Origin of the sequence: Halorubellus sp. JP-L1 (assembly GCF_011440375.1) — an archaeon.
Taxonomy (GTDB): Archaea; Halobacteriota; Halobacteria; order Halobacteriales; family Natrialbaceae; genus Halorubellus.
This window is the reverse complement of sequence record NZ_JAAOIR010000001.1, coordinates 663,566-684,668: the sequence shown is the minus strand read 5'-3', so window position 1 is coordinate 684,668 and position 21,103 is coordinate 663,566. Positions and strand designations below refer to the sequence as shown.

The 21,103-nt window shown below is 68.9% G+C and carries 19 protein-coding genes and 1 tRNA gene; 9 read left to right on the top strand and 11 right to left on the bottom strand.

Features of this window, described 5'->3' with window-relative positions; genetic code table 11:
- Positions 1-71: 71 nt before the first annotated feature.
- Positions 72-2,384, bottom strand: coding sequence for a tRNA(Met) cytidine acetyltransferase TmcA (gene tmcA / locus G9C85_RS03490; RefSeq protein WP_166036949.1), 2,313 nt, complete (start codon positions 2,382-2,384; stop codon positions 72-74).
- Positions 2,385-2,474: 90 nt separating this feature from the next.
- On the opposite strand from tmcA, the gene G9C85_RS03485 reads away from it, so the two are divergent.
- On the top strand, positions 2,475-2,915 hold the full coding sequence (locus G9C85_RS03485; RefSeq protein WP_166036946.1) for a DUF5518 domain-containing protein: 441 nt from the start codon (positions 2,475-2,477) through the stop codon (positions 2,913-2,915).
- Between the two features lie 41 nt (positions 2,916-2,956).
- Here G9C85_RS03485 and G9C85_RS03480 read toward each other — a convergent pair whose 3' ends face one another.
- Positions 2,957-3,436, bottom strand: a complete 480-nt coding sequence (locus G9C85_RS03480; RefSeq protein WP_166036944.1) for a DUF309 domain-containing protein — start codon at positions 3,434-3,436, stop codon at positions 2,957-2,959.
- Between the two features lie 210 nt (positions 3,437-3,646).
- A complete protein-coding gene (locus G9C85_RS03475; RefSeq protein WP_166036942.1) occupies positions 3,647-3,904 on the bottom strand; it encodes a hypothetical protein in 258 nt (85 codons plus the stop codon).
- 398 nt (positions 3,905-4,302) lie between these two features.
- Between G9C85_RS03475 and G9C85_RS03470 the strand changes: the two genes are divergently transcribed.
- Positions 4,303-4,386: transfer RNA gene (locus G9C85_RS03470), tRNA-Leu, on the top strand.
- Positions 4,387-4,583: 197 nt separating this feature from the next.
- Here the strand turns inward: G9C85_RS03470 and G9C85_RS03465 are convergent.
- Positions 4,584-4,850: a hypothetical protein gene (locus G9C85_RS03465; RefSeq protein ID WP_166036940.1), complete on the bottom strand. Its 267-nt coding sequence runs from the start codon at positions 4,848-4,850 to the stop codon at positions 4,584-4,586.
- Between the two features lie 124 nt (positions 4,851-4,974).
- Between G9C85_RS03465 and G9C85_RS03460 the strand changes: the two genes are divergently transcribed.
- From G9C85_RS03460 to G9C85_RS03450, 3 genes are all read left to right on the top strand, one after another.
- On the top strand, positions 4,975-5,784 hold the full coding sequence (locus G9C85_RS03460; RefSeq protein ID WP_166036938.1) for an inositol monophosphatase: 810 nt from the start codon (positions 4,975-4,977) through the stop codon (positions 5,782-5,784).
- A 124-nt stretch (positions 5,785-5,908) separates the two neighbouring features.
- Entirely contained in the window at positions 5,909-6,358 is a 450-nt protein-coding gene (locus G9C85_RS03455; protein WP_166036936.1) for an Lrp/AsnC family transcriptional regulator, read from the top strand.
- A gap of 264 nt (positions 6,359-6,622) precedes the next feature.
- A complete protein-coding gene (locus tag G9C85_RS03450; RefSeq protein WP_166038933.1) occupies positions 6,623-7,750 on the top strand; it encodes a DUF63 family protein in 1,128 nt (375 codons plus the stop codon).
- A 51-nt stretch (positions 7,751-7,801) separates the two neighbouring features.
- Here the strand turns inward: G9C85_RS03450 and G9C85_RS03445 are convergent, their stop codons facing one another.
- From G9C85_RS03445 to G9C85_RS03430, 4 genes are all read right to left on the bottom strand, one after another.
- Positions 7,802-7,984 carry a hypothetical protein gene (locus G9C85_RS03445; protein ID WP_166036934.1) on the bottom strand — a complete coding sequence of 61 codons (183 nt, stop codon included), beginning with the start codon at positions 7,982-7,984 and terminating at the stop codon, positions 7,802-7,804.
- Positions 7,985-8,147: 163 nt separating this feature from the next.
- The gene (locus G9C85_RS03440) at positions 8,148-9,926 is read right to left on the bottom strand and encodes a YcaO-like family protein (protein WP_166036932.1); all 1,779 of its coding nucleotides are present in this window, start codon (positions 9,924-9,926) and stop codon (positions 8,148-8,150) included.
- A 75-nt stretch (positions 9,927-10,001) separates the two neighbouring features.
- Entirely contained in the window at positions 10,002-11,378 is a 1,377-nt protein-coding gene (locus G9C85_RS03435; RefSeq protein ID WP_166036930.1) for an aspartate aminotransferase family protein, read from the bottom strand.
- A 151-nt stretch (positions 11,379-11,529) separates the two neighbouring features.
- Entirely contained in the window at positions 11,530-12,828 is a 1,299-nt protein-coding gene (locus tag G9C85_RS03430) for a DUF4010 domain-containing protein (protein WP_166036928.1), read from the bottom strand.
- 99 nt (positions 12,829-12,927) lie between these two features.
- Here G9C85_RS03430 and G9C85_RS03425 point away from each other — a divergent pair, with 99 nt between their 5' ends.
- On the top strand, positions 12,928-14,229 hold the full coding sequence (locus G9C85_RS03425) for an AI-2E family transporter (RefSeq protein ID WP_166036926.1): 1,302 nt from the start codon (positions 12,928-12,930) through the stop codon (positions 14,227-14,229).
- A gap of 3 nt (positions 14,230-14,232) precedes the next feature.
- Here the strand turns inward: G9C85_RS03425 and G9C85_RS03420 are convergent, their stop codons facing one another.
- Complete coding sequence (locus G9C85_RS03420) at positions 14,233-14,517, bottom strand: PadR family transcriptional regulator (protein ID WP_166036924.1); 285 nt, start codon at positions 14,515-14,517, stop codon at positions 14,233-14,235.
- Positions 14,518-14,718: 201 nt separating this feature from the next.
- Between G9C85_RS03420 and G9C85_RS03415 the strand changes: the two genes are divergently transcribed.
- Positions 14,719-15,009 carry an amphi-Trp domain-containing protein gene (locus G9C85_RS03415; RefSeq protein ID WP_166036922.1) on the top strand — a complete coding sequence of 97 codons (291 nt, stop codon included), beginning with the start codon at positions 14,719-14,721 and terminating at the stop codon, positions 15,007-15,009.
- 470 nt (positions 15,010-15,479) lie between these two features.
- Here the strand turns inward: G9C85_RS03415 and tbsP are convergent, their stop codons facing one another.
- Together tbsP and G9C85_RS03405 are read right to left on the bottom strand one after the other, a co-directional pair.
- Positions 15,480-16,298 (bottom strand): transcriptional regulator TbsP, encoded by an 819-nt coding sequence (gene tbsP, locus G9C85_RS03410; protein WP_166036920.1) that lies wholly within the window; start codon positions 16,296-16,298, stop codon positions 15,480-15,482.
- Positions 16,299-16,603: 305 nt separating this feature from the next.
- Positions 16,604-18,655 carry a hypothetical protein gene (locus G9C85_RS03405; RefSeq protein ID WP_166036918.1) on the bottom strand — a complete coding sequence of 684 codons (2,052 nt, stop codon included), beginning with the start codon at positions 18,653-18,655 and terminating at the stop codon, positions 16,604-16,606.
- 195 nt (positions 18,656-18,850) lie between these two features.
- Between G9C85_RS03405 and glyA the strand changes: the two genes are divergently transcribed.
- Together glyA and G9C85_RS03395 are read left to right on the top strand one after the other, a co-directional pair.
- Positions 18,851-20,107, top strand: coding sequence for a serine hydroxymethyltransferase (glyA, locus tag G9C85_RS03400; RefSeq protein ID WP_166036916.1), 1,257 nt, complete (start codon positions 18,851-18,853; stop codon positions 20,105-20,107).
- Between the two features lie 226 nt (positions 20,108-20,333).
- The gene (locus tag G9C85_RS03395; protein WP_166036914.1) at positions 20,334-21,098 is read left to right on the top strand and encodes a hypothetical protein; all 765 of its coding nucleotides are present in this window, start codon (positions 20,334-20,336) and stop codon (positions 21,096-21,098) included.
- Positions 21,099-21,103: the final 5 nt, after the last annotated feature.

The window sequence follows — 21,103 nt, the reverse complement described above, 5'->3', positions numbered from 1 at the left end:
GGTAGCGCGAGAGCGCCGAAGAACGTTCCGGTGACTCGCGACTCGGCAGGGCGACGACTTCTGGACTGGCGTCAGTCCCGGTAGCGGTCGCGGTCGGCGAGCGCGTCGTCGGTGCCGTACGCGTCGACGAGCGGCACGAACGCGTCGCCGAGGCTCCGCATGCACGCGCCGGGCGAGACGTACTCGAGGGCGTCGGCGACCGTCGGCCACGACCGGGCCTGGAGGACGCGCCGGACGAGCAGTCGTTCCTCGCGGTCGGTGAGTGCGCCAACCGTTCCGTCGGGGTCGACGAGGTGCTTCACGGCGAGGTCGCGGAACGGCGCGGGTGCGACGTCGAACAAGCCTGGGCCGTAGGACGCACCGACGACGGTCCGCCACGCCGCCGGGCCGAGGTCGACGTCGACGTCGGCTGGGCACGCGCGCAGCGTCGCGCGGACGACGTCCGGGTCGGCGTCGTCGAGCGCGTCCGAGAGCACGCTCGGGACGCGCTCGGCGAACCACTCGCCGTGGCGTTCGAGGAGTGCGTGCCCGGCGTCGCTCGTCGGGTCGAGGACGATCGCGGAGTACTCGCCGCTCGCGTCGTTCCGCGTCGTCGACAGGTGCACGCTCCGGTAGCCGTTCTCGCGCCAGAAGTCGACGAGGCCGGGCGTGGCGCCGAACCCGGAGCCGAGCCAGTCGACGTCGTCGCCGACGGCGTCACGGATCCGGTCGAGGAGGTGCGAGGCGAGGCCGCCGCGGCGGACGGCGTGGTGCGTGGCGATGCGGACGACGCGGTAGCCGACGGTTGCGGCGGCGGCTTCGTCGCGGAGCTGGCTCGTGAGGACGTCCGGGAGCATGTTCCCCTTCACGCGCCCGCCTTCGTACATGTTCGCGCGGAGGCCCTCTGGGAGGTCGCCTTCGCGAGCGAGGAGCGCGACGCACGCGACGTGGCCGTCGTGGACGAGTGCATGCACGGAGAGGTTCGGCGCGTCGAGCAACCTTGCGAGGTCGTCGGGCTCGGTCCGGTAGTGCGCGAGCACGAGCGACCCGAACGTCTCCCGGAGCAGGTGCTCGTCGGCGAGGAGCTCCTCGGCATCGAACTCGCGGTACGCGACCGACTCCGGGGTTGCGTCGGCGACGAGGTCGTCGACGGGCGGGCGGGCGTCGAGGAGGAGCGCGCGGAACGCCCAGACTTCGACGGGGTCGCCGGCCGCGTACCGGATGGGGTCGACGAGCCGGACCTCGGTGACGTCGTGCCGGGCGTCCTCGAGGCGACCGCGGAACCGGACGTCGAACCCGCGGCCGGTGCCCTCGTAGCCGTGGACGGTCGTCGCGTACGCCACCCGGTCGGCGTCGAGCGTCGCCTCCAGGCGCCGGACCGGGACGGTCGCGGCCTCGTCGACGACGAGCACGTCCCCGTCGGTCGGGGACGCGACCACGTCCGCGACGCTCGCGAACCGCACGCTCCCGCCCGAGGCGTCGTCCATAGTTTCACGAGCGGCGTCGGCGACGAGGTGGTACTCGCCCGGGTGGTCGCCGTCGGCGTCGAGCGCGTCGAGGAGTTCGCGGGCGCGCTCGAACACCTCGCGTGAGCCCCGTCGTTCGGCCGCGGTCACGACGACGTCCTCGCCGCGCGCGGCGAGCGACCCGGCGGCCAGCCCCGCGGCGCTGGACTTCCCGCGACCGCGGTCGGCCTCGACGACGACCGCGGCCTCGTCGTCGAGGAGCGATTCGAGCGCGTGCACGGCGTCGGCCTGGTCGGTCGTCCGGCAGGCCTCGTACGCCGCCGCCGGGAACCGAGCGTCCGCGGGTATCGTCACGTCGGCCGCCGGCCGCGCCGGTGGCGGAGCAGTCCGCCCGTCGGAGACGAGGCGGTCTGACCCAGCCTCGGAGTCAGGGTCGCCGACGGCGACGATGCCGACGCCGCGGTGCGCGCGCGCGAGTGCCACCAGACGCTGCCGGAAGTGCCCGGTCACGTCTTCGAGTCCGAACGGCGGCACCGCCAGTCCCTCGTCGAAGCCGTCGCGGCGGTCCGGCCACTCGCCGATGGGGGGTGCGAGCACGAGCAGGAGGCCGCCGCCGTCGACGACGCCGGCGACTCGTCCGAGCGCGTTCGGTCGGAGCGCCTCGTGGCAGTCCAGTACGACGACGTCGCGCGTGCTGCCGAGGAGCGACCCCGCCTGCCGTTGAGGGACGTGCTCGCCGGGCAGGAAGTCCACGGGGCCGACGACCGTCGTCCCGGCGACGCCGACGTCGAGGGCGTCGACGGCGTCGTGCGCTCGCTCGCGCGTTCGCTCGGCGCTCCCGGCGAGGACGAGCACGCGTCGCTCGTTCGCACGCTCGGCCTCCGCCCGCAGTGCTCGGGCGACCGACCGGACGTCCACCGCGTCGTCGTCCGCGTTCATACCCTGGTCGTCGGGCCGGCGCGTCAAGTTCGTGTCCATCCACCGGTGGCCGCCCAAACCGATAAGTGGCGAGTTGACATATTGCGGACGATGCACTCCTCGGGGAACACGTTCATGAACGCGGTCGTGGGCGCGGTGGTGTCGCTCGTGCTCGTCGTCGTCCCGCTGTCGCCCGCCGTCGGCGGCGCGACGGCCGGCTACCTCCAGCGCGGGTCGCTGCGGGACGGCGCGAAGGCCGGCGTCGTCACCGGTCTGTTCGTCTCGTTCCCGCTGTTCGTCGCCGCGACCGCACTCGCACCGATCGCGTTGTTCGCACCCGCCGGCGTCCCGTCGATCCCGATGAACGCGCTCGCGTTCGTCGGCCTGGTTGCCGTCATCGTGCTCGCGTACGCAGTCGGCGGCGGCGCACTCGGCGGCGCCGTCGGCGCGTACCTCGGCGCCGTCCGCGACGACGCCGCCGCGAGCGCCGACCGCGACTCGACGACGACCGTCGGCGGCGTCGACGACGCTGGCACCGCCACCGACGACTGATCCCACCGTCGACGACTGCTCCCGGGACCGCATTCGCGCGACTACTCGAGCGCTTCGGCGTACGCGTAGTCCGCGTCCGTCGCCTCGACGGCCGCGCCGTCGAGTCGGATCTGCCAGCCTTCGACGACGGTCGGGTCCGAGAGCGCGTTCGTCATCGTCGTCCGCACGTCCAGCAGTTCGACGCCGTACATGTCCCTCGGCAGGCCCTGGAAGTACTGGAGTGCGGTGCGGAACAGCGACCGCATCCCGTCGTCGTCCTCGAAGTCGACGTGCTTGTAGGTGCCGGCGGCGACCTGCACCATCCCGTGTAGGAACATCGACTCGCGGGACCCGCGGCCGTAGTTGTACCACTCGTCCTCGAAGCAATCGTGGGAGTCGTGGTACGCGCCGTCGTTGAAGAGCCCCACGCCGTGCTCGACGGCGCGTCGGAGCGTCGCGTGCTCCCACCCCGTCTCGGGGTCCCACCCCGTCGGGTTTCCCACCGGCGCCTCGATCGACGGGTCGTTCGTGTGCTCGTCCATACTCGTCCCCACGGCCTCCCGTGGGGAGAACCTTCGCCTCGCGCGCCACCGGGTCGTTCGGGATTACTCCGACGAATTCGTGGAAGCGACGGATACGGTCGGGGGCGAACGACTCGACGAATAGAGCGTCCGTTCCCGGCGCGCGCGGGGTCGTAACGTCGCGTTACCGCCCGGCGTAGGGGCGTCGCGGCGGTCGCGATTGCGGTCGATTCAGGCCGTCTCGGAGACGGGCGACCTCGGCGAGCGGAACAGCGCGATGAGGCTCCAGATGACGCCGGTCGCGAACGCCCCGACCGCGGACAGCACCATGTCCATGGTGAAGAACGCGGACCCGTAGACGAGTCCGATCGCCGCCGACGGCGCGGCCGTCCCGAGCGGGACCGACGCCATCTGGTCCTTCAGCGTCGGTAGGAGGACGATAATCCCGAACGCGCTCCCGGCCATGAACACGAGGTCCTGCCACATCATCGCGACCCTCCAAACGAGAACTTACTCGAATACGTGTTGTCTACCATACTCGGTTCGAAGCCGCTGGCGTAGAAAAGTGTTACTACCTGGAGCATTTGGTATGGCGTCGCAAGACGCGATAGAACCGACTCAGAAAGCCCCATACAAGGAGTAATCGAATTAGGACCGAATGAAACTCTGAACGTATCAGAAGAACCCATATAGGTAACGACTCGTCGTAACCGGTCGAAGCAGCGGAGCAACTGACAGCGTCTGGTCGGCAATAGGTAGCGTCTCGGGGGAGCCGCCCCGTCGCGACGCGGATGGAGGGTGCCGTGGTCGGGTACGACGAGTCCCGTCGTCGACGCCGGTGAAATCGTAGCGTTAAACCGTCACCGACGCCTCGTCGCGAACTGCGTGCGAGGGTAGCCAAGCTAGGAAACGGCGGCGGACTCAAGATCCGCTCCTGTAGAGGTCCAAGGGTTCAAATCCCTTCCCTCGCATCGCGCCCGCCGTCAGGCGGGCAAGATGCACGGGGAAGCGGTTTGAATCAGGGAGCAGCTCGCTGCGACCGTGGTTCAAATCCCTTCCCTCGCATCGCGCCCGCCGCGAGGCGGGCAAGATGCGGGAGGGCGCTCTGGGAGCGCTCTTCCCTCGCAAAACTACTCACTGGTGCTACTCGGCGAGCGACGGCTGGCGGTCACTCGTCGGTTGCGCGATCGACGGCGGTGACGTCGCCGACGACCGTCCAGCCGTCTGCGGTCTCGCGGGCGACGAGGAGGGTTTCGTCGTCGTCGCCGTCGACGATCCGGTGCGTGGTGCCGTCGTCGGTCTCGCCCTCGGCTTCGAGTTCGTCCTGGAAGAACTCGGCGTGGTGCATGGCGAGGTCGAGGGTGGTGTCGTCGGCGAACGTGAGCGTCACCGGTTCCGGTGCGACGTTGTAGAGGCGCTTGGCGAGCGTGTTCATGCCTGGAGTCTCTGTGCGAGGCGTAAAGTCGCCGTCGGTCCCGGCGGCGGCGCAGTCGTCGAGCACGCCGTCTCCGGGCGGGGGAATCGGTGGGTCTTTTGGCGCGGCTCCCCGCAGTGAGTGCATGACCGAGGACGCTCGCGCCCGCGCCGATGTCGCGCTCGCCGCCGCTCGCGCCGGTAGCGCCGTGGCGGAGTCGCGGTTCCGGACGGACATCGACGTCGAGACGAAGGACGGGAAGACGGACGTGGTGACGCAGGCCGACCGCGACGCGCAGGCGGCGGTCGTCGACGCGATCCGCGAGCGGTTCGACGCGGACGCGATCGTCGGCGAGGAGGACGACGAACTGAAGTCGGTGCCCGAGGAGGGACCGGCGTGGGTCGTCGACCCGATCGACGGGACGAACAACTACGTGCACGGGATGCGGTTCTGGGCGACGAGCGTGGCAGCGGTCGTCGACGGCGAACCGGTCGCGGCGGCGACGATCGCGCCGGCCCTGGGCGACGCGTACGTCGTCGGTCCCGACGGCGTGCGTCGGGACGACACCCAGATATCGGTGGCGGCGGAGACGGACCCGGAGCGCCTCGCCGCGGTGCCGACGATCTGGTGGGACTTCGACCGCCGCGAGGAGTACGCGGCGGCGTGCCGGGCGGCCGTCGAGCGGTTCGGGGACGTCCGCCGGTTCGGGTGCGCGCAGCTCGCGCTCGCGTCAGTCGCAGAGGGTGCGGTCGGCGGGACGTTCACGAACGTCGCGGCGAACCCGTGGGATACCATCGCGGGCGTCCACCTCGTCCGGGAGGCCGGTGGGCGCGTCACGGACCTCGAGGGCGAGCGCTGGCGGCACGACTCTCGAGGGCTGGTCGCGTCCAACGGCGCCGTCCACGACGCGGTGCTGGCGGCCGCGCGCGAGACTGACGCCGCGCGCGACGACTGACGCGTCCGCGAGATCCGACGGGTCGAACGGGACGGAACGAGTCGTCGATTCGACGAGTGCTCGCGGCCAGCGGTGAGCGTTCGCCGCCAATCACTTGTACCGTGGCGACGAACCGTCGGCAGTCATGGAGCTCGACGAGACGGACCGACAGATCCTCCGCATCCTCCAGGAAGACGCCCGGACGCCGTTCTCGGAGGTGGCCAGGCGCATCGACATGTCGAGTGCGACCGTCCACGACCGCGTGAACCGCATGGAGGACGCCGACGTCATCGAGGGCTATCACGCCAAGGTCGACCCGCGGGCGGTCGGGTTCGGGGTGTCCGCGATCGTCGGCCTCCGCGTCGAACAGGGCCGGGAGAAGGACACGCTCGACCGCTTGCAGGCGATCGACGGCGTCCAGGAGATCCACTTGACGACCGGCGAGTGGGACGTGATGGCGCGCGTGTACGCCGCGGACGCCGACGCGCTCCGCGAACTCATGTTCGAGGAGATCGCGCAGATGGACGGCTTTTCGCGCTCGCAGACGATGGTCGTCCTCGGAACCGAGCACGACTCCGAGGAACTCCCGGTCTGAGGGCCGCGAGCCCGCAGGCGCCGCGCCGTCGCCCGGAGCGGTCGGGTGCCAGTGACGCGAGAGACCGGAAGGATGAAACGCCGGCCACCGTTTTCTTCGGGCATGACGAGTGACGACTCCAGCGACGGGGACGGTCAGTCGCCCGACGGTGGCACGCCGTCGGTCGACGACGGCGTCGACGTCGCGGACTCCGACGCCCCCGAGGACGCCGATCCCGGCGACACCGATCCCGGTGGGGGCGTCCTCGACCGGCTCGGCGTGACGATGGGGCAGGCGTGGGCGGTGGCCGTCGGCGCGCTGCTCGCGGTGTTCGGCCTCGGATCGATCGTGTTCCCGCGAACCGTCTACGCGAACTTCGTTTGGCACTACTTCTGGGGGCCGGTGTACGCCGACGCCCACGGCTGGTCGTACGCGGCGTGGGCGGACGGCGAACAGGTGCGGGTGTCGTCGTCGGACGTCGCGAGCGGCATGGGGCCGGTCGCCGAACCCGGCTACACGATCTACTCGGAGGTCGGGTACGCCGTCATCCTGATCGTGATGCTGGTCGGCGTCGCGCTCCTGTTGCGCCGCCTCGATATCGAACGCTACCGGAGGCTGTTCTACGCGCTGTTCCCGTTCGTCCCGCTCGGTGGCGCGCTCCGCGTGCTCGAGGACGCGAACAACGTGTTGCCCGCGGAGGCGAGCGCGTTCGCGCTCGACTACCCCGCGAACACGCTGTTCATCAGTCCCCTCATCTACTTCACGATGTTCTTCCTCACCCTCGCCGCGCTCCTGGTCGCGCTCTGGGTGCATCGGAACGGGTACGCGGACACGTACGAGTACCCGCTCGCCGCGATGGGGACCGCGATGCTCGCCGCGACGCTCGCGGCCATCTTCGCGCTCGCGTTCACGACCGAGGGACTGTCGCCGCCGCGACTCGAGTTCTATCCGATCATCACGGTCCTCACGCTCACGTTCGCGACCGTCGCGACCGGCGGCACGTGGGCGCTCCTCGAGCGGTTCGCGCCCGAGGTGAACGAGGGCACGGGCTACATCGGGCTCGTCATCATCTGGGGGCAGTCGGTCGACGGCGTCTCGAACGTCATCGGCCTGGACTGGTACGACGAACTCGTCCCGGTCGCGACCGCCGACCTCGACCCCAAGCACCCCGTGAACAAGTTCGTGCAGGACTTCACGGGCCAGGTGCTCCCCGAGTCGATCACGGCCGTGACGGGCGACGCGTGGACGTTCCTCCTGGTGAAGCTCGTCGCAGCGGTGTTCGTCGTCTGGGTGTTCGACGAGGAGATATTCGAGGAGAGTCCGCGGTTCACGTTCATGCTCCTGCTCGCGATCCTCGCGGTCGGGCTCGGACCGGGGACGCGGGACATGCTCCGCGCCACCTTCCTCGTCTGAGCCTCGGGGGCGTTCTCGTCCGAGAGCGTTCTCGAGGCGCGGTCGCTCGCGTCAGCTCGCTTCCTGACCGATGACCTCGAGCGCTTCGTCCGGGTAGTGGCGGCTCCCGCATCGCTTGCAGGTGGCGACGGGGACCGGGCCGGTGGCGTCGACGTCGAGTTCTTCGGGTGGAATCGTCTCGCGCGCGAGCGGCCCGTCGCAGTCCGCGCACGGGAGGTCGTACTCGGTCGTCATACTCGCACCTCTCTCTGGGAGCGGGCGTGCATCGGGAAGAACACCGTGGTACGTTCTACCACTACCCGGCGCTTAAATCTAGCGCCGTCGCCCACGCGAGCCGCTGGAACTCGACCAGGTCGCCGCCGACACTCGACCGCGCGAGCGACCGGGACCGGACCAGTCAGGGATAGGGGTGGTGGCGGCGGTCGAGTCGCGGCTCGAACCCGAGCGACGCCGGGACCGTCCGGGCGCGCTCGCCGAACGCGGGGTCGTCCGTGAACAGCGGTTGCGCGCCGGGGACGACCACGCGGACCGCCTCGAACCCCATCTCGTCGACGTCCCGCGTCGTCACCCTTGCAGCGTACGGCGTCAGCCCGGCGTCGACGACGGCGTCCACGAGCGCGTCGACCCTGGCCTCGCCCGACGGCACCGCGTCGGGGCCGACGCTCCCAGCCGGCACCGGCCCGGACGCGTCCAGGAACGCGCTCGCGGCCTGCGGGAAGTCCGCGAACGCCCCGATCGCGCCGTCCTCCGCGCTCGCCGTCGACCGCCCCATCCCGCGCAGCTCCATCCAGTTCTGGAGCGCCTCCGCGAGCGCGTCCGTCGCCGCCCGCTCCGGGTCCAGTGCCGCGTCCGACCCGACCGCGAACTGCGGCCAGTCGCCGTCCTCGCGATGCACCGCGACGGCGACGACGGGCACGTCCACGTCCTGCGTGACGAGCAGCGCCGTCACCTCCAGCCCCTCGCTGCGCGCTCGCTTCGCCAGCGTCCGGTACCCTTCGGCGTCGACGCGCAACTCCAGGGGCTCGAACGTCGAGTACCACGCGAGTATCGTCGCGTCCCGTTCGACGACCTCCGTGAGCCCGGCCGCGAGTGCGTCCGCGCCCGACGAACCGAGCCCGAGCCCGGTCGTGATCGCGGTCGCGTAGCGCTCCTCCGGCGGCGGGAACTGGACGAGCTCCGCCGCGAGGAACCGCTCCTCGCGGGCGTCGAGGTCGACGCCGGGCACCCACCGGATGGGGTCCTCGGGGTCGACCGCGGGCGCGTCGGCGTCCCGCACCACGTCGCCGGGCGTCACGCCACCGTCGACGACCGCCGGCGGGGCGGTCTCGAAGTCGCCGGCGTCGTAGACGCCAGCGCAGTACCGCTCCAAGCCCTCGCCGAGGGCCTTCATGAACGCCGCGTTCCAGTCCGCGTCCACGCCCGCGCTCTGTGGTGCCGCGCGTGCCGCGGCGAACGCCGACGTGTCGCAGGTCCGCGCCAGGTAGTACGGCGCCGGGTACGACTCCGCCTCGCCGACCTCCGCGACCAGACCGACGCGCTCGTCGAGGCCGCGCTCGGCGGCCGCGAGCGCCACGTCGAGGTCGGCCTCGCGATAGTCCGTGCGAACCCGCCTGTCGCGCTCGTCGTCGTCGCAGCCACAGCCGGGCACCGGCAGGAACTCGCGCTCGGCGTGGGGGAGCTCGAACACGGCTCCGAGGACCGCCGACTCGCTCGCACCGGACGACTCGCCCGCTTCCGACGATTGCCCCGCTGCGAGCGACGCCGCTTCCCGTCCAGCGAGCGCGCCAGCGAACCGCGACGCGCTCGCGTCCAACGATCCCTCGTCGTGGGCGTCGCCGTTCGTGCCAGCTTCCGGCGACCGGTTGGCCGCGACGCGCGACGCGAGGCACTCGAAGCAGCCCGTCTCGGGACCGAACCCGGAGACCGCCGCGTCCACGTCCGCGAGCGCGTGCCCGCCGACGCCACCGAGCTCGACCGCGAGCCACGTCGCACCGGTCGAGAGTGCCGCGTCGTTCGCCGCCGCGAACGCGCTCGCGCCGACCTCGTCCACGACCACCCCGAGGTCGGCGTCACCCACCGCGTCCGCGTCCGCGCGCTCGACGTCGCAGTCCACGTCCGCGAGCGCCGCCGCCACCGCGTCCACCGCCGGTCCATCCCCGGCGAGCAGTACGTGCATGCCTCACCACTCGCGGGAGGAGGGGAAAAAGCCGACGAGTCGGCTGTCGCGACGGGCCGTTCCCTCGCTGTCGGTCTAGGAGACGTCGCTCGCGTCGCTGGTCGCGAGCGGTGCGTCGCGGCCGGCGGCGTCGACGGCGTCGAGGAAGATGTCGGCGCCGAGTTCGATCTCGCGCTCGGTGACGTCCAGCGGCGGGAGGAGTCGGAGGCTCTTGTACCCGCAGCCGAGCGTGAGGAGGCCGCGGCCGAGCGCCTGCTTGACCACTTCCTCGCGGCGGTCCTTGGTGTCGAACTCGACCGCGAACATGAGCGCGCGCCCGCGAACGTCCGTGATGCAGTCGGGGTCGGCGTCCGCGACGAGTTCGCGGAGCTGGCGGCCGCGTTCGCGCGCGTTCTCGAGGAGTTCGTACTCGTGGATGGCGTCGAGCGTCGCCACGCCCTGGGCCGCGGAGATGACGTCGCCCGCCCCCCACGTCGAGGAGAGCCGTCCCTTCTCCTCGGGGAAGACGTCGGAGTTGGCGACCGTCGCGCCGACGCGCAGGCCCTTCGCGCTCGTCACGACGTCGGGTTCGAGGTCGACGTGGTCGATCCCCCACATCTCGCCCGTGCGGCCGAGCCCGGCCTGGATCTCGTCGCTGATGACGTGGATGCCGTACTCGTCGCGGATGCGCGCGACGTCCGCGACGAAGTCGTCGTTCGGGACGCGGTACCCGCCCTCGCCCTGGACGGGTTCGAGGATGACGTACGCGACCTCGCTCGGGTCGACGTTCCCCCGCTCGGGGTGGAGTCTGTCCGCGAGGACGTTCCCTCCTGGACCGTTCGTCTTCCAGCCGCACTCGCACTCGTCGGTGCACGAACAGTACGGGACAGACATGATGCCCGGCACCTCGGGGTAGCCCTTCCGGTGCACGGTCTTCGAGCGATTCAGGCTGAGTGCGCCGAGCGTCCGGCCGTGGAACGCGCCCTCGAACGTGACGCCTCTATGGGCGTCCCGGTCCTGGTACGCGACCTTGATCGCGTTCTCGACCGCTTCCGCGCCCGTGTTCGACAGGAAGACGGTGTCCATGTCGTAGTGATCGAGCGCGCTCGTGATCCGCTCCATCAGCTGCGTCGGCGTCGCGTGCTCGGGGTCCTCGGGCGGCCAGCCGGCGCTCGCGTAGAAGTCCTGCCCCGCGATCTTCGAGGGGTCGAAGACGTCCAGCCCCTCGAGCTGGTCCATGATCTTCGGGTTGTTGTACCCGAGCGGTGCCGCGGCGACGTGACTCGTGAAGTCCATGAGGACGTTCCCGTCGACGTCGACGCAGAACGGGCCCTCGGACTCGGCCGTGACGTCCCACACGAAGTCGTAGACGTACGTGCTCGGCGCGGCAAACTGTTGATGAAAGTCGACCCATCGTTTCGCCTTCTCGCCCGGCATCGAATCGACGTCGGGCACGGCCGTCTCTCGGTCCATATCTCCAGTATGGAAAAGAGGTGTTTAAATTGTCCGTTACGGTTCGCGCGAACGTTGCCACAGGAGTGCGGGGCGTCGCGCGGTCGACCGACGACGAGAGTGCGGCGGCGTCGCGCGGTCGACCGACGACGAGTGCGGCGGCGGTGCCGGGTCAGACGATGACGAGTGCAGCGGCGGCGCCGGCGGCGGCGAGCAGGCCGGTGGAGTACGTCGCGACGCGGTGGGCGAACTCGCGGTTCGGACTCGTCCACGTCAGGAGGCTCTTGACGCCGATGGAGGAGGCGGTCGCGAGGAGGACGGCGAGCACCGTCGCGGGCTCGTCGATGGTGCCCGCGCGGAACAGGAGCACGGCCGAGGTCGTCGCGCCGGCGGAGGACACGAGTCCGGTGACGAACGCGGTGGCGACGAACGCGCCCGCGCCGACCTGTGCTTGCGCAACGCTCCCGACGACGAGGACGACGAGGAACACCGCCCCGAACCCGAGCACGTACCGGAGACTGAACGGCGATTCGAGGTCGATCTCGACGGTCTCGGACCAGTCGGCGGTCGCTGCGGCGATGGCGAACGATCCGACGATAACCACCACGAGCGGGACGATCGCGCCGACGAGGACGCCCGCGGAGAGCGTGAACGCGACGGCGATGACGAGGTTGCGGCTGGCCATCGCGGCGTTCGCGAGGAGGATGGCGGCGACGGCGTACGTCGTCGCGTTCTCGTCGTCGCGGACGTGATCGAGCATCGTTCCGACGACCGCGGTCGAGGACGCGAGGCCACCGAAGAATCCCGTGATGGCGATGCCGCGGCCGCCGTACGTGAGGACGACGGCGTAGTTCACGATGCCGATGCCGGCGACGGTGACGACCATCAGCCAGACGATCTGTGGTTCGATGGCGATCGGTTCGAGGCCAAGTGGCGGGTACGAGAACTCGACGGTGCCGGATGGTAGCAGGGGGTAGACGACGAACGCGAGGATGGCGAACTCGGTCGCGGAGCGGACCTCTTCGCGGGAGAGGTTGTCGGCGAACGCGTGGAGTTCGCGCTTGAGGACGAGGAGGAGCGAGGAGATGACGGCGACGGTGACGCCCTCGAGGACGTACCCGCTCGCGACCATCGCGCCGACGCCGTACGCGACGAGCATGGAGACGGACGTGGTCAGCGAGAGTCCGGACTGGTCGTCGTCGACGAGGCCGCGGACGGCGAGGAGGACGCCCTGGGCGATGACGAGGACGCCGCCGACGACGACGAGGGAGGTGCCGTACGCGAGGTCGTCGGCGAGGAGGGCGAAGACGGCGCCGAGGAGGGCGATGAGGGAGAACGTTCGGACGCCGGCGGACTTCTGGGACCACTCGCGTTCGAGTCCGAGGAAGAGTCCGAGCGCCGCGGCGAGCACCAGTCGAACGACCGGACTGGACAGGGGCGCCTCGGCGAGCTGCAGGACGAACCAGTTCACTCTATAGACTATATATCTCTTCGGCGTTAAGGGTTCTGCCTGCGACGGCCCCTGCGGCCACGCGGAGGTTATTTACATGGTGCGAGTGCTGTATGGGCCATGCTCGGTGGGATCGACGTCAGTCGCTCGCGCGCCCAGTGGGTGGTCGCTGGACTCCTGCTCGCCCTGACCATCGCGTTCGTCCTGTACTCGTTCGTCGGCACGTTCGTGTTCGGGCTCTTCATGTACTACGCGACCCGGCCCGTCTACCGGCGACTCAAGCGCCGCGTCCGGCCGCCCAGTCTCGCCGCAGCGATCGCCATCTTCACGCTCGCACTCCCGTTCGTCCTCCTTGCAGCGTACACGATCGCCATCGGCCTCCAGGAACTCAGCGCGTTCACCGGACAGCTCCGTGCGAACAACACCACGTTCGGCCAGTACCAGGGTGTCCTCCAACCGTACTTCGACGTCTCCCAGGTCGCGGAGAACCCCGCGACGCTCGTCGAGGACAGCGCCGGTAGGGAGGCGATCCAGCGGATCGTCGTCGAGAGCCAGCAGTACCTGTTCTTCATCGGGAACGCACTCCTGCACCTGTTCATCATGGCTGCACTCGCGTTCTACCTCCTCAGGGACGGCAGTCGGCTCTCGCAGTGGACGAAGGCGAACTTCGGCGACGACCGCGGCGTCATGGACGCGTACTTCCGCGCCGTCGACCGCGACTTCTCCTCGATCTTCTTCGGGAACATCCTGAACGCGTTCATCACCGGTATCATCGGCACGCTCGCGTACAGCCTCCTCAACGTGTACGCCCCCGGCGACCTCTTCGTCCCGTACGCTGCACTCGTCGGCCTGCTCTGTGGCGCCGCGAGCCTCATCCCCGTCGTCGGCATGAAACTCGTCTACTTCCCCGTCACCGCGTACCTGTTCGTCCGCGCGGCGATGACGGATGCGACCGGCGTCCTCTGGTTCCCCGTCCTCTTCTTCGCCGTCTCGTTCCTCGTCGTCGACGTGATCCCCGACCTCGTCCTCCGCCCGTACGTCTCCGGTCGGAACCTCCACGTCGGCACCGTGATGTTCGCGTACATCCTCGGCCCGCTCCTGTTCGGCTGGTACGGCCTGTTCCTCGGGCCGGTGATCCTCGTCCTCGGCGTGCACTTCGCGCGGCTGGTGCTCCCCGAACTCCTGCACGACGAGCGACTCCAGCCGTACGCGGTCGACCCGACGTACTTCGCGGGAGAAGCGGGACCGCAATCGACGACCGTCGGTAATGCGTCCGCTCGCGAAGCGACCATCGAAGGAGAGTCGGTCCGTGAAGCGTCGGCCCAGGGGGAGTCCGCCGTCGAAGATGCCCCCGCGGACGTCGCGGACGTCCCGGTCGACGACGGCGCCGGCTCCGTCCCTGGCGGGAACGACGACGCCTGACAGCTACTCGGCCTCGTCGGGTACGTACTGGGCTTCCCACTCTCGTCGCGCATCGATCTCGCGACTGCCGCGTCGCGTCAGCGAGTAGAAGTTCGTTCGACGGTCGAGTTCGCCCTTCTCGACGAGGCCCTTGTCGACGAGCGTGTCGAGGTTCGGGTAGAGGCGCCCGTGATGGATCTCTTTCTCGTAGTACTCCTCGAGTTCTTCCTTGATAGCCAGTCCGTGTGGTTCGTCTGCCCCCGCGATGACGTACAGCAGATCACGCTGGAATCCTGTCAGGTCGTACATCTATCTACCTACGATAACCGATTATTGTCTGAATTTAATAAACATATCGGCCTCGGTCGCACAGAACGCCTCTCAGGCGCTATTACCGCTGGTTAGGGGTGGCCTCTGGGAGTGGCCGAACTGGCAACCCATTGGACGTATCAACTGAACTAATACTACGCCGAGGGAGGTATTATCCTGCACCGGCGCGTACACGTCCACATGCCAGAAGAGGTACTCTTCGAGACCGAATCGCACATGAGCCGCGAGGACATCGCCGCCGTCCTCCGGAACGCCGCCGACAAACTCGACGCAGGGGACGCCATCACCCTCAGCGCCGGCAGCGACTCCATCACGGTCACGCCACCCGCCACGCCCGAGTTCGAGGTGAAGGTCGAACGCGAGACCAGCACCGGCGCCGACACCGGCGAACTCAGCGTCGAATTCGAACTCGAGTGGGACGAGAACCAGAGCGGGAGCGACGGCACGGACGGCACGCTCAGCGTCGAGTAACCCACTCCTACCGAACCCCTTCGGGACACGACGGTCGAGCGGTCGCAAGTGCCGCATGGTCGAAGGCTCGCAAGTGCCCGCATCGACGTTCACGCGTTCGAGAACAGAGCAGTCGCTGGTCGAGTCGTGATCGTCGAAACAGGAAAGCAGGGCACGCGGGGAAAAACCGCGTGCCCGCTTGCCGCCCTGATTGGTCCCCGCTGACGCTTCGGCCCTCCAAGCGAAGCGTCACTTAGGCCAAGCCCCCACATGATATTAAAAGTACCGACCACGCCCGGTACCACGGGGTCGTCGGTCCGTCGAAACCGCCGGACGCGACCACCGCCTCAGCACCTCCCATCCGGACGAACTCGATCGAACGCACTGGCACGTCCCTGGACGCACACCACACGACTCGCGCCACGGCCTGCGCGGAGGAACGCAGTCGCTTTCGGCCGTGGCGAGAGCGGAGAAGTCGAGAGAGATTCGGACTAGTTGAGGATGGACTGCGCGACCGTCGCGAGCTGGCCGTTGTCGGCGTTCCGCAGGCGGTCGTCGCCGATCTTCAGGCGCAGGCGCGGTCGACCGACGTCGATCGGCACCTTCTCGGTGTCGATGAGGCCCATGTCCTCGAGCTTCGTCTTCGTCCGGGAGAACGTCGCCTTCGACGCGATGCCGACGTCCTCGCCCCACTTGCTGATGTCGTAGAGCAGCGCCTCGTTCTTCGCTGCGACCAGGAGCGAGATCGTGACCTCGTCGAGGCCGTCGCCGTCGCCGCGAGCCGTCTCGAGCGACGCGAGGATGTTGTCGAAGTCCTCCTCGGCTTCCGGGGAGATGTCGGATTCGAGCGTTTCGCGGACGCGACTGATCGGCGGCGTGCGGAGCGTGAACGCTTCGGCGTCCTCCCACTCCGTCATGTACGCGTCGTAGGCCGTCGTCACGAACTCCTCGTCGTCCGTCGAGAGACCGCCGACGCGGTTGCCCGCGCGGACGAGCGCCACGACCTCGTCCTCGGTGACGAGCAGCGAATTCTCGGGGCTCTCCTCGATCGTGCGCAGTTCGAGCGCGTCCTGGTGGATGAGGTCCGCCGCGTTCGACGCCACGATGAAGTCGTCCATGACGTCCTTCAGCGTTCGTTCGTCCGCGAGCATGCGCACGTTCGGCAGGTCGCCGTCGAACGAGGTGGCGACGCGGACGAACTCCTCGATCGCGTCGGCCGACGGGTTAACCACGACGAGGTCTCCCGTGGTATCTTCCAGCACGGTGCGGAGGATATCGTCAATTTGTTGGTCCAGTAAATTCGAACTCATGCGTCTACCGAACACAACGCTAGTATCGTACTTAATTTTGTTGGCTAATCTAACCGCAATACTGCCGGTATCGGAAAGGAATCCGCTGACGGCGTTTGTGAGTCGGCGGTCGTGCGAGACCCTGGCAAAGGTATAAGTCCCACTGGGAGCGTGTGTACCGACGACAGATGCGAGGCGCTCGAGCGAACGCACGTGTGGCAGCGAACCGCGACGGAACCACGCTCGACGGGTCGTCGAGCCCGTACACCGGCCCCTAACCCCGCAACGGCCACGCCGTCGACCACCGCGCGCCAGTCTCTCGAAAGTCAGGTCGATAGCTGTGCGGCCAGGTCGTCCGACCAGTAGAACTCCCCGTCGAAGATGACTGACGTATCCGCGCGCGCGAGGAACTCGACGGTCGTCCGTCGGTCGAGAGCGAACTCGGCGGTGTTCCCGCACAGGTACGAGTACTCGTTGTCCGCGACGTACGGGTGATAGTACGCGCCGATCTCGCGGATCGAGAACTGGTCGAACTGGAGGAAGAACCGGTCCTCTGAGAGTCGTTCGAGTTCCGCGGTCGTCGGCATCCGGTTCGTCGTCTGACTGAGCGTGTGCGTGCCGTCGCCGACGACCGCGTAGTCCTTCCCCATCATGATTCGGCGTCGCGCGATGCGGAGCGCGCGCTCGAAACTGAAGCCGTGGATGAGCAGGCGCGCGAACGCCGACCCGACTTTCACTGCGTGGTCGTTCAGGACCTGCGTGAACGTCACGCCGCCCGTCACCGCACCCTTCTCGACGAGCGCCATCCCCTCGTGGAACGACCCGCACGCGTTCAGGAAGAACGTCTGCGTGTTCACGACATCGAGGACGCTCACGGACATGTATCCGTCCGGGCACCGGAGTCCGTCTTCCTCGCAGTGCCCGATGTAGTGAACGAAGTCGTTCTCGCTCTCGAACACGCTCGCGAGTTCGTCCGTCGACAGCTCCTCGTACACGTCGACGGTGATCGGGAGGTCGTCGCTGCCCTCCCGGTAGATCCGCGCGACGTCCGCGTGCTCCTTGTCCATCTCCTGGTCGTTCAGGACGACGCTCACGATCGTGTCGTCGTGCTCGCGGTCCATGTACGACAGTCGGTTCCGGTACGCCGACGGCGTGGACTTGAACACGTCGATCGGGACGCCGTCGGCGAGCCAGCCGTGGACGCGCCCGCCGCGGAGTTCGGGTTTGACGACGTCGACGCTCGCCACCTCGCCGGGACCCTGCGAGCGGTAGAAGTCGTCGAGCGAGCGCTCGACGAGTTCCGAGCCCTCGAGTTCGCTCGTCTTCGGCGGGAAGACGAGCGACAGCGAGTCCAGGAGGAACGGAAGCGTCTCCACGTACCTCGGTTCGGGGTCGACGTACGTCGAGAGGTGCCAGTCCGGGAGCCGGTGTTCGACCGCCTGGAACGGCACGTCGAGGTACGTCTCCAGTCGGTCGACGGGGTCGGCGTGGTAGAGCGCGTTCCCGTCGAGGTCGAGCGCGTCCAGCAGGCTCTCCTCGGCGAGGTTCGTGCCGTACGGCCCGGCGTTCCGGACGAGGCAGTCGAGGAAGAACGCCTTCCGGAGGAGTCGTTCGACGTCGCTCTCCAGTCGCGGCATCGACGACAGGGACCGCCGGATGCCGGCGCTTGGCGCGCAGAGCTTCGGCCGGTCGACGCCCGCGGTCTGGACCTCCGCCTGGAGGTAGTACGCGAGCGGCGCGGTCGTGTACAGCGTCTCGTAGTCCGGCGGGACGAGCAGTTCGATGCCGACGTCGGGGGTCGCGTCGCGGACGTCGTCGGGGACGTCGAGCGCGTCCCCGATCTCGACGAGCGGCGGGTGCCCGCGCAGCGTCGGGTACGTGCGGTCCGCACCCGTGGTCTTGTGTGCGCTCGAGGCGTGCGTGACGGCCGCGGCGAACCCCGACGGCGTCCCGGGGACGGTGACGGTGTCGGTCGGGCGCTCGTGTCGACTCCGGAATCCGAGCGTCATCTCGCGACGCTCCGGGAACGACACGACGACCTGCTCGAAGTCCGGAGTCTTCGAGACGGAGAGTGGGCCGTCGACCTGGAGGTACGTCTTCACGCTGGCGTCCAGGTCGAGGACGTACTCGCCGGCGGGGAGCTCGAGGGGGCCGGTGTCGTTCTCGAGTTCGTACGTCGCGTCGCTCGCTTGCGAGGCGACGTAGACGACGGCGATCGGGAAGCGAAGCTCGGTGGCTTCGCAGTCGACGGTGACGTCGACGGGGCGCGGGATGGTGGTGTCGCTCGCGCGCACCGAGAGGTCCGGCGAGGCGACGCGGAGTTCGGTGTTGGCCGCGTCGACGACCGTGAGTCCGTCACTGCGCACCCGCCACTCCATGCTCGTCGGTACGTGACTGCCGGGGCCAGTTAGGTGTATCGGGCCCGTCACGAGACGGCGTCCCGACGCCGGTTCGCGGTCGCTTTCGCGGGGGATGGCCAGCGCCGCCGAACGCGGTGTGTGCGTGCGTAACGTAGCTCGGGCGTTCTGGCCGTCAAGGGTACACTTATGCGGGCGCCGGTGCGGGTTTCTGGTATGGACTACGACCGCGTTCGCGAGACGGATCCGGATGTGGCGGCGGCGCTCGATGGGGAAGTGACGCGACAGCAGGAGTCGCTCGCGATGATCGCGAGCGAGAACCACGTCTCCGAGTCGGTACTGGAGGCACAGGGGAGCGTCCTCACGAACAACTACGCGGAGGGGTATCCCGGCAAGCGCTACTACGGCGGGTGCGAGTTCGCGGACGACGTCGAGCAGCTCGCGATCGACCGCGCGAAGGAGCTCTGGGGTGCGGAGTACGTGAACGTCCAACCGCACTCGGGGAGTCAGGCGAACATGGGCGTCTACCTCGCGGTGCTGGAGCCCGGCGACAAGATCCTGTCGCTGGACCTCACGCACGGCGGGCACCTGAGTCACGGCCACCACATGAACTTCGCGGGCAAGCACTACGAGGTCGAGCAGTACGAGCTCGATGAGGAGTCCGGGCGCCTGGACTACGAAGCGATCCGCGAGCACGCCGAGGAATTCGACCCGGACGTCGTCGTCTCGGGGTACTCGGCGTACCCCCGCGAGGTCGACTGGGAAGCTATCCAGGACGCCGCCGAGGCCGCGGACGCGTACCACCTCGCGGACATCGCGCACATCACTGGCTTGGTCGCGGCGGGCGAGCACCCGAACCCCGTCGGTATCGCGGACTTCGTGACCGGGTCGACGCACAAGACGATCCGCGCGGGACGGGGCGGCATCATCATGTCGAGCGACGAGCACGCGGACGCGATCGACTCCGCGATCATCCCCGGCATGCAGGGCGGGCCGATGATGCACAACATCGCGGGGAAGGCCGTCGGCTTCGGCGAGGCGCTCGAGCCGGAGTTCGAGGAGTACGCGGCACAGACGGTCGCGAACGCGAAGGCGCTCGCGGACGGCCTGCGCGAGCGCGGGTTCGATCTCGTCGCCGACGGCACGGACAACCACCTCGTGCTCGTCGACCTCCGCCCGAGCCACCCGGACACGACGGGGAAGACCGTCGAGGAGGCCCTCGAGGACGTCGGGATCGTCCTGAACGCGAACACGGTCCCCGGCGAGACGCGGAGTCCGTTCAACCCGTCCGGGTTCCGCGCCGGCACGCCCGCGCTGACGACGCGCGGGTTCGGCGAGGACGAGATGCGGACGGTCGCGGACTGCATCGCGGACGTCGTCGACCACCCCGACGACGAGGACGTGCGCGGCGAGGTCGCGGAGATCGTCAACGGCCTCTGCGAGGCCCACCCGATCTACGAAGACCTGGCCTGAATCGACTGCTCGCCCGAACGGCATCTCGACCGAATCGACTGCTCGCCCGAACGGCATCTCGACCGAATCGACTGCTCGCCCGAACGGCATCTCGACCGAACCGACTGCTCGCCTGAACGGCATCTCGACCGAATCGACTGCTTTCGGAAAGCTCGGCTCACCTTGGCGTGGCAGGATTCTAACGGGTGGATACAGTCTTTTCTCCGCTGCGGCCGTAGCGTCGCGTATGAGGCGTTCGTCCTCCCGGCGGTGGTTCGTACTCGCAACCACGGCTTGCGTGGGTTCCTTCGCGGGTTGCGTCGACGCGGACGGCGACGATCCAGGTGGGTCGGGCGCTGACGCCGATTCGACGACCGGTACCGACGGGACGGCGACGGTGACGTCCGAGGGCGGCGCGGCCGGTGCGACGACGACCACTGAGGGCGAGGGTACCGACGGCGATTCGACGACGAGCGACGGCGGTTCGACGGCGAACGACGACGACTCGACAGGGAGTGACGCCGATTCGACGACCGACGACGAATCGGCGGCGACCAGCGAGACCGACGAGGAGGCGTCGACGACGACCGACGAGGGAGCAGAGACGGCGGACGGCGGCGGGACCCGGACCAAGGCCGACCTCGACCTCCAGGAGGCGAACGTCACTGGCGTCGAGATCGAGGAGCAGGGCGGGGGCGAGATCCTGTTCTCGGTGACGCTGTACCACGACGACGACGGCGAGGACGGGTACGCGAACTGGTGGACGGTGGAGACGCTGGACGGCGAGGAACTCGGGCGTCGCGAACTCCTGCACGAGCACGGTACCGGCGAGTTCACGCGGGAGCAGACGATCTCGGTCCCCGACGACGTCGACTGCGTCGTCGTCCGCGGTCACGACCAGATGCACGACTACGGCGGGCAGGCGGCGATCGTGTCGGTGCCGTCCGGCGAGACCCGGTTCGTCGACCAGGGTCAGAAGCGGAAGTCGTTCGCGGACACGTACTGTCCGTGATCGAG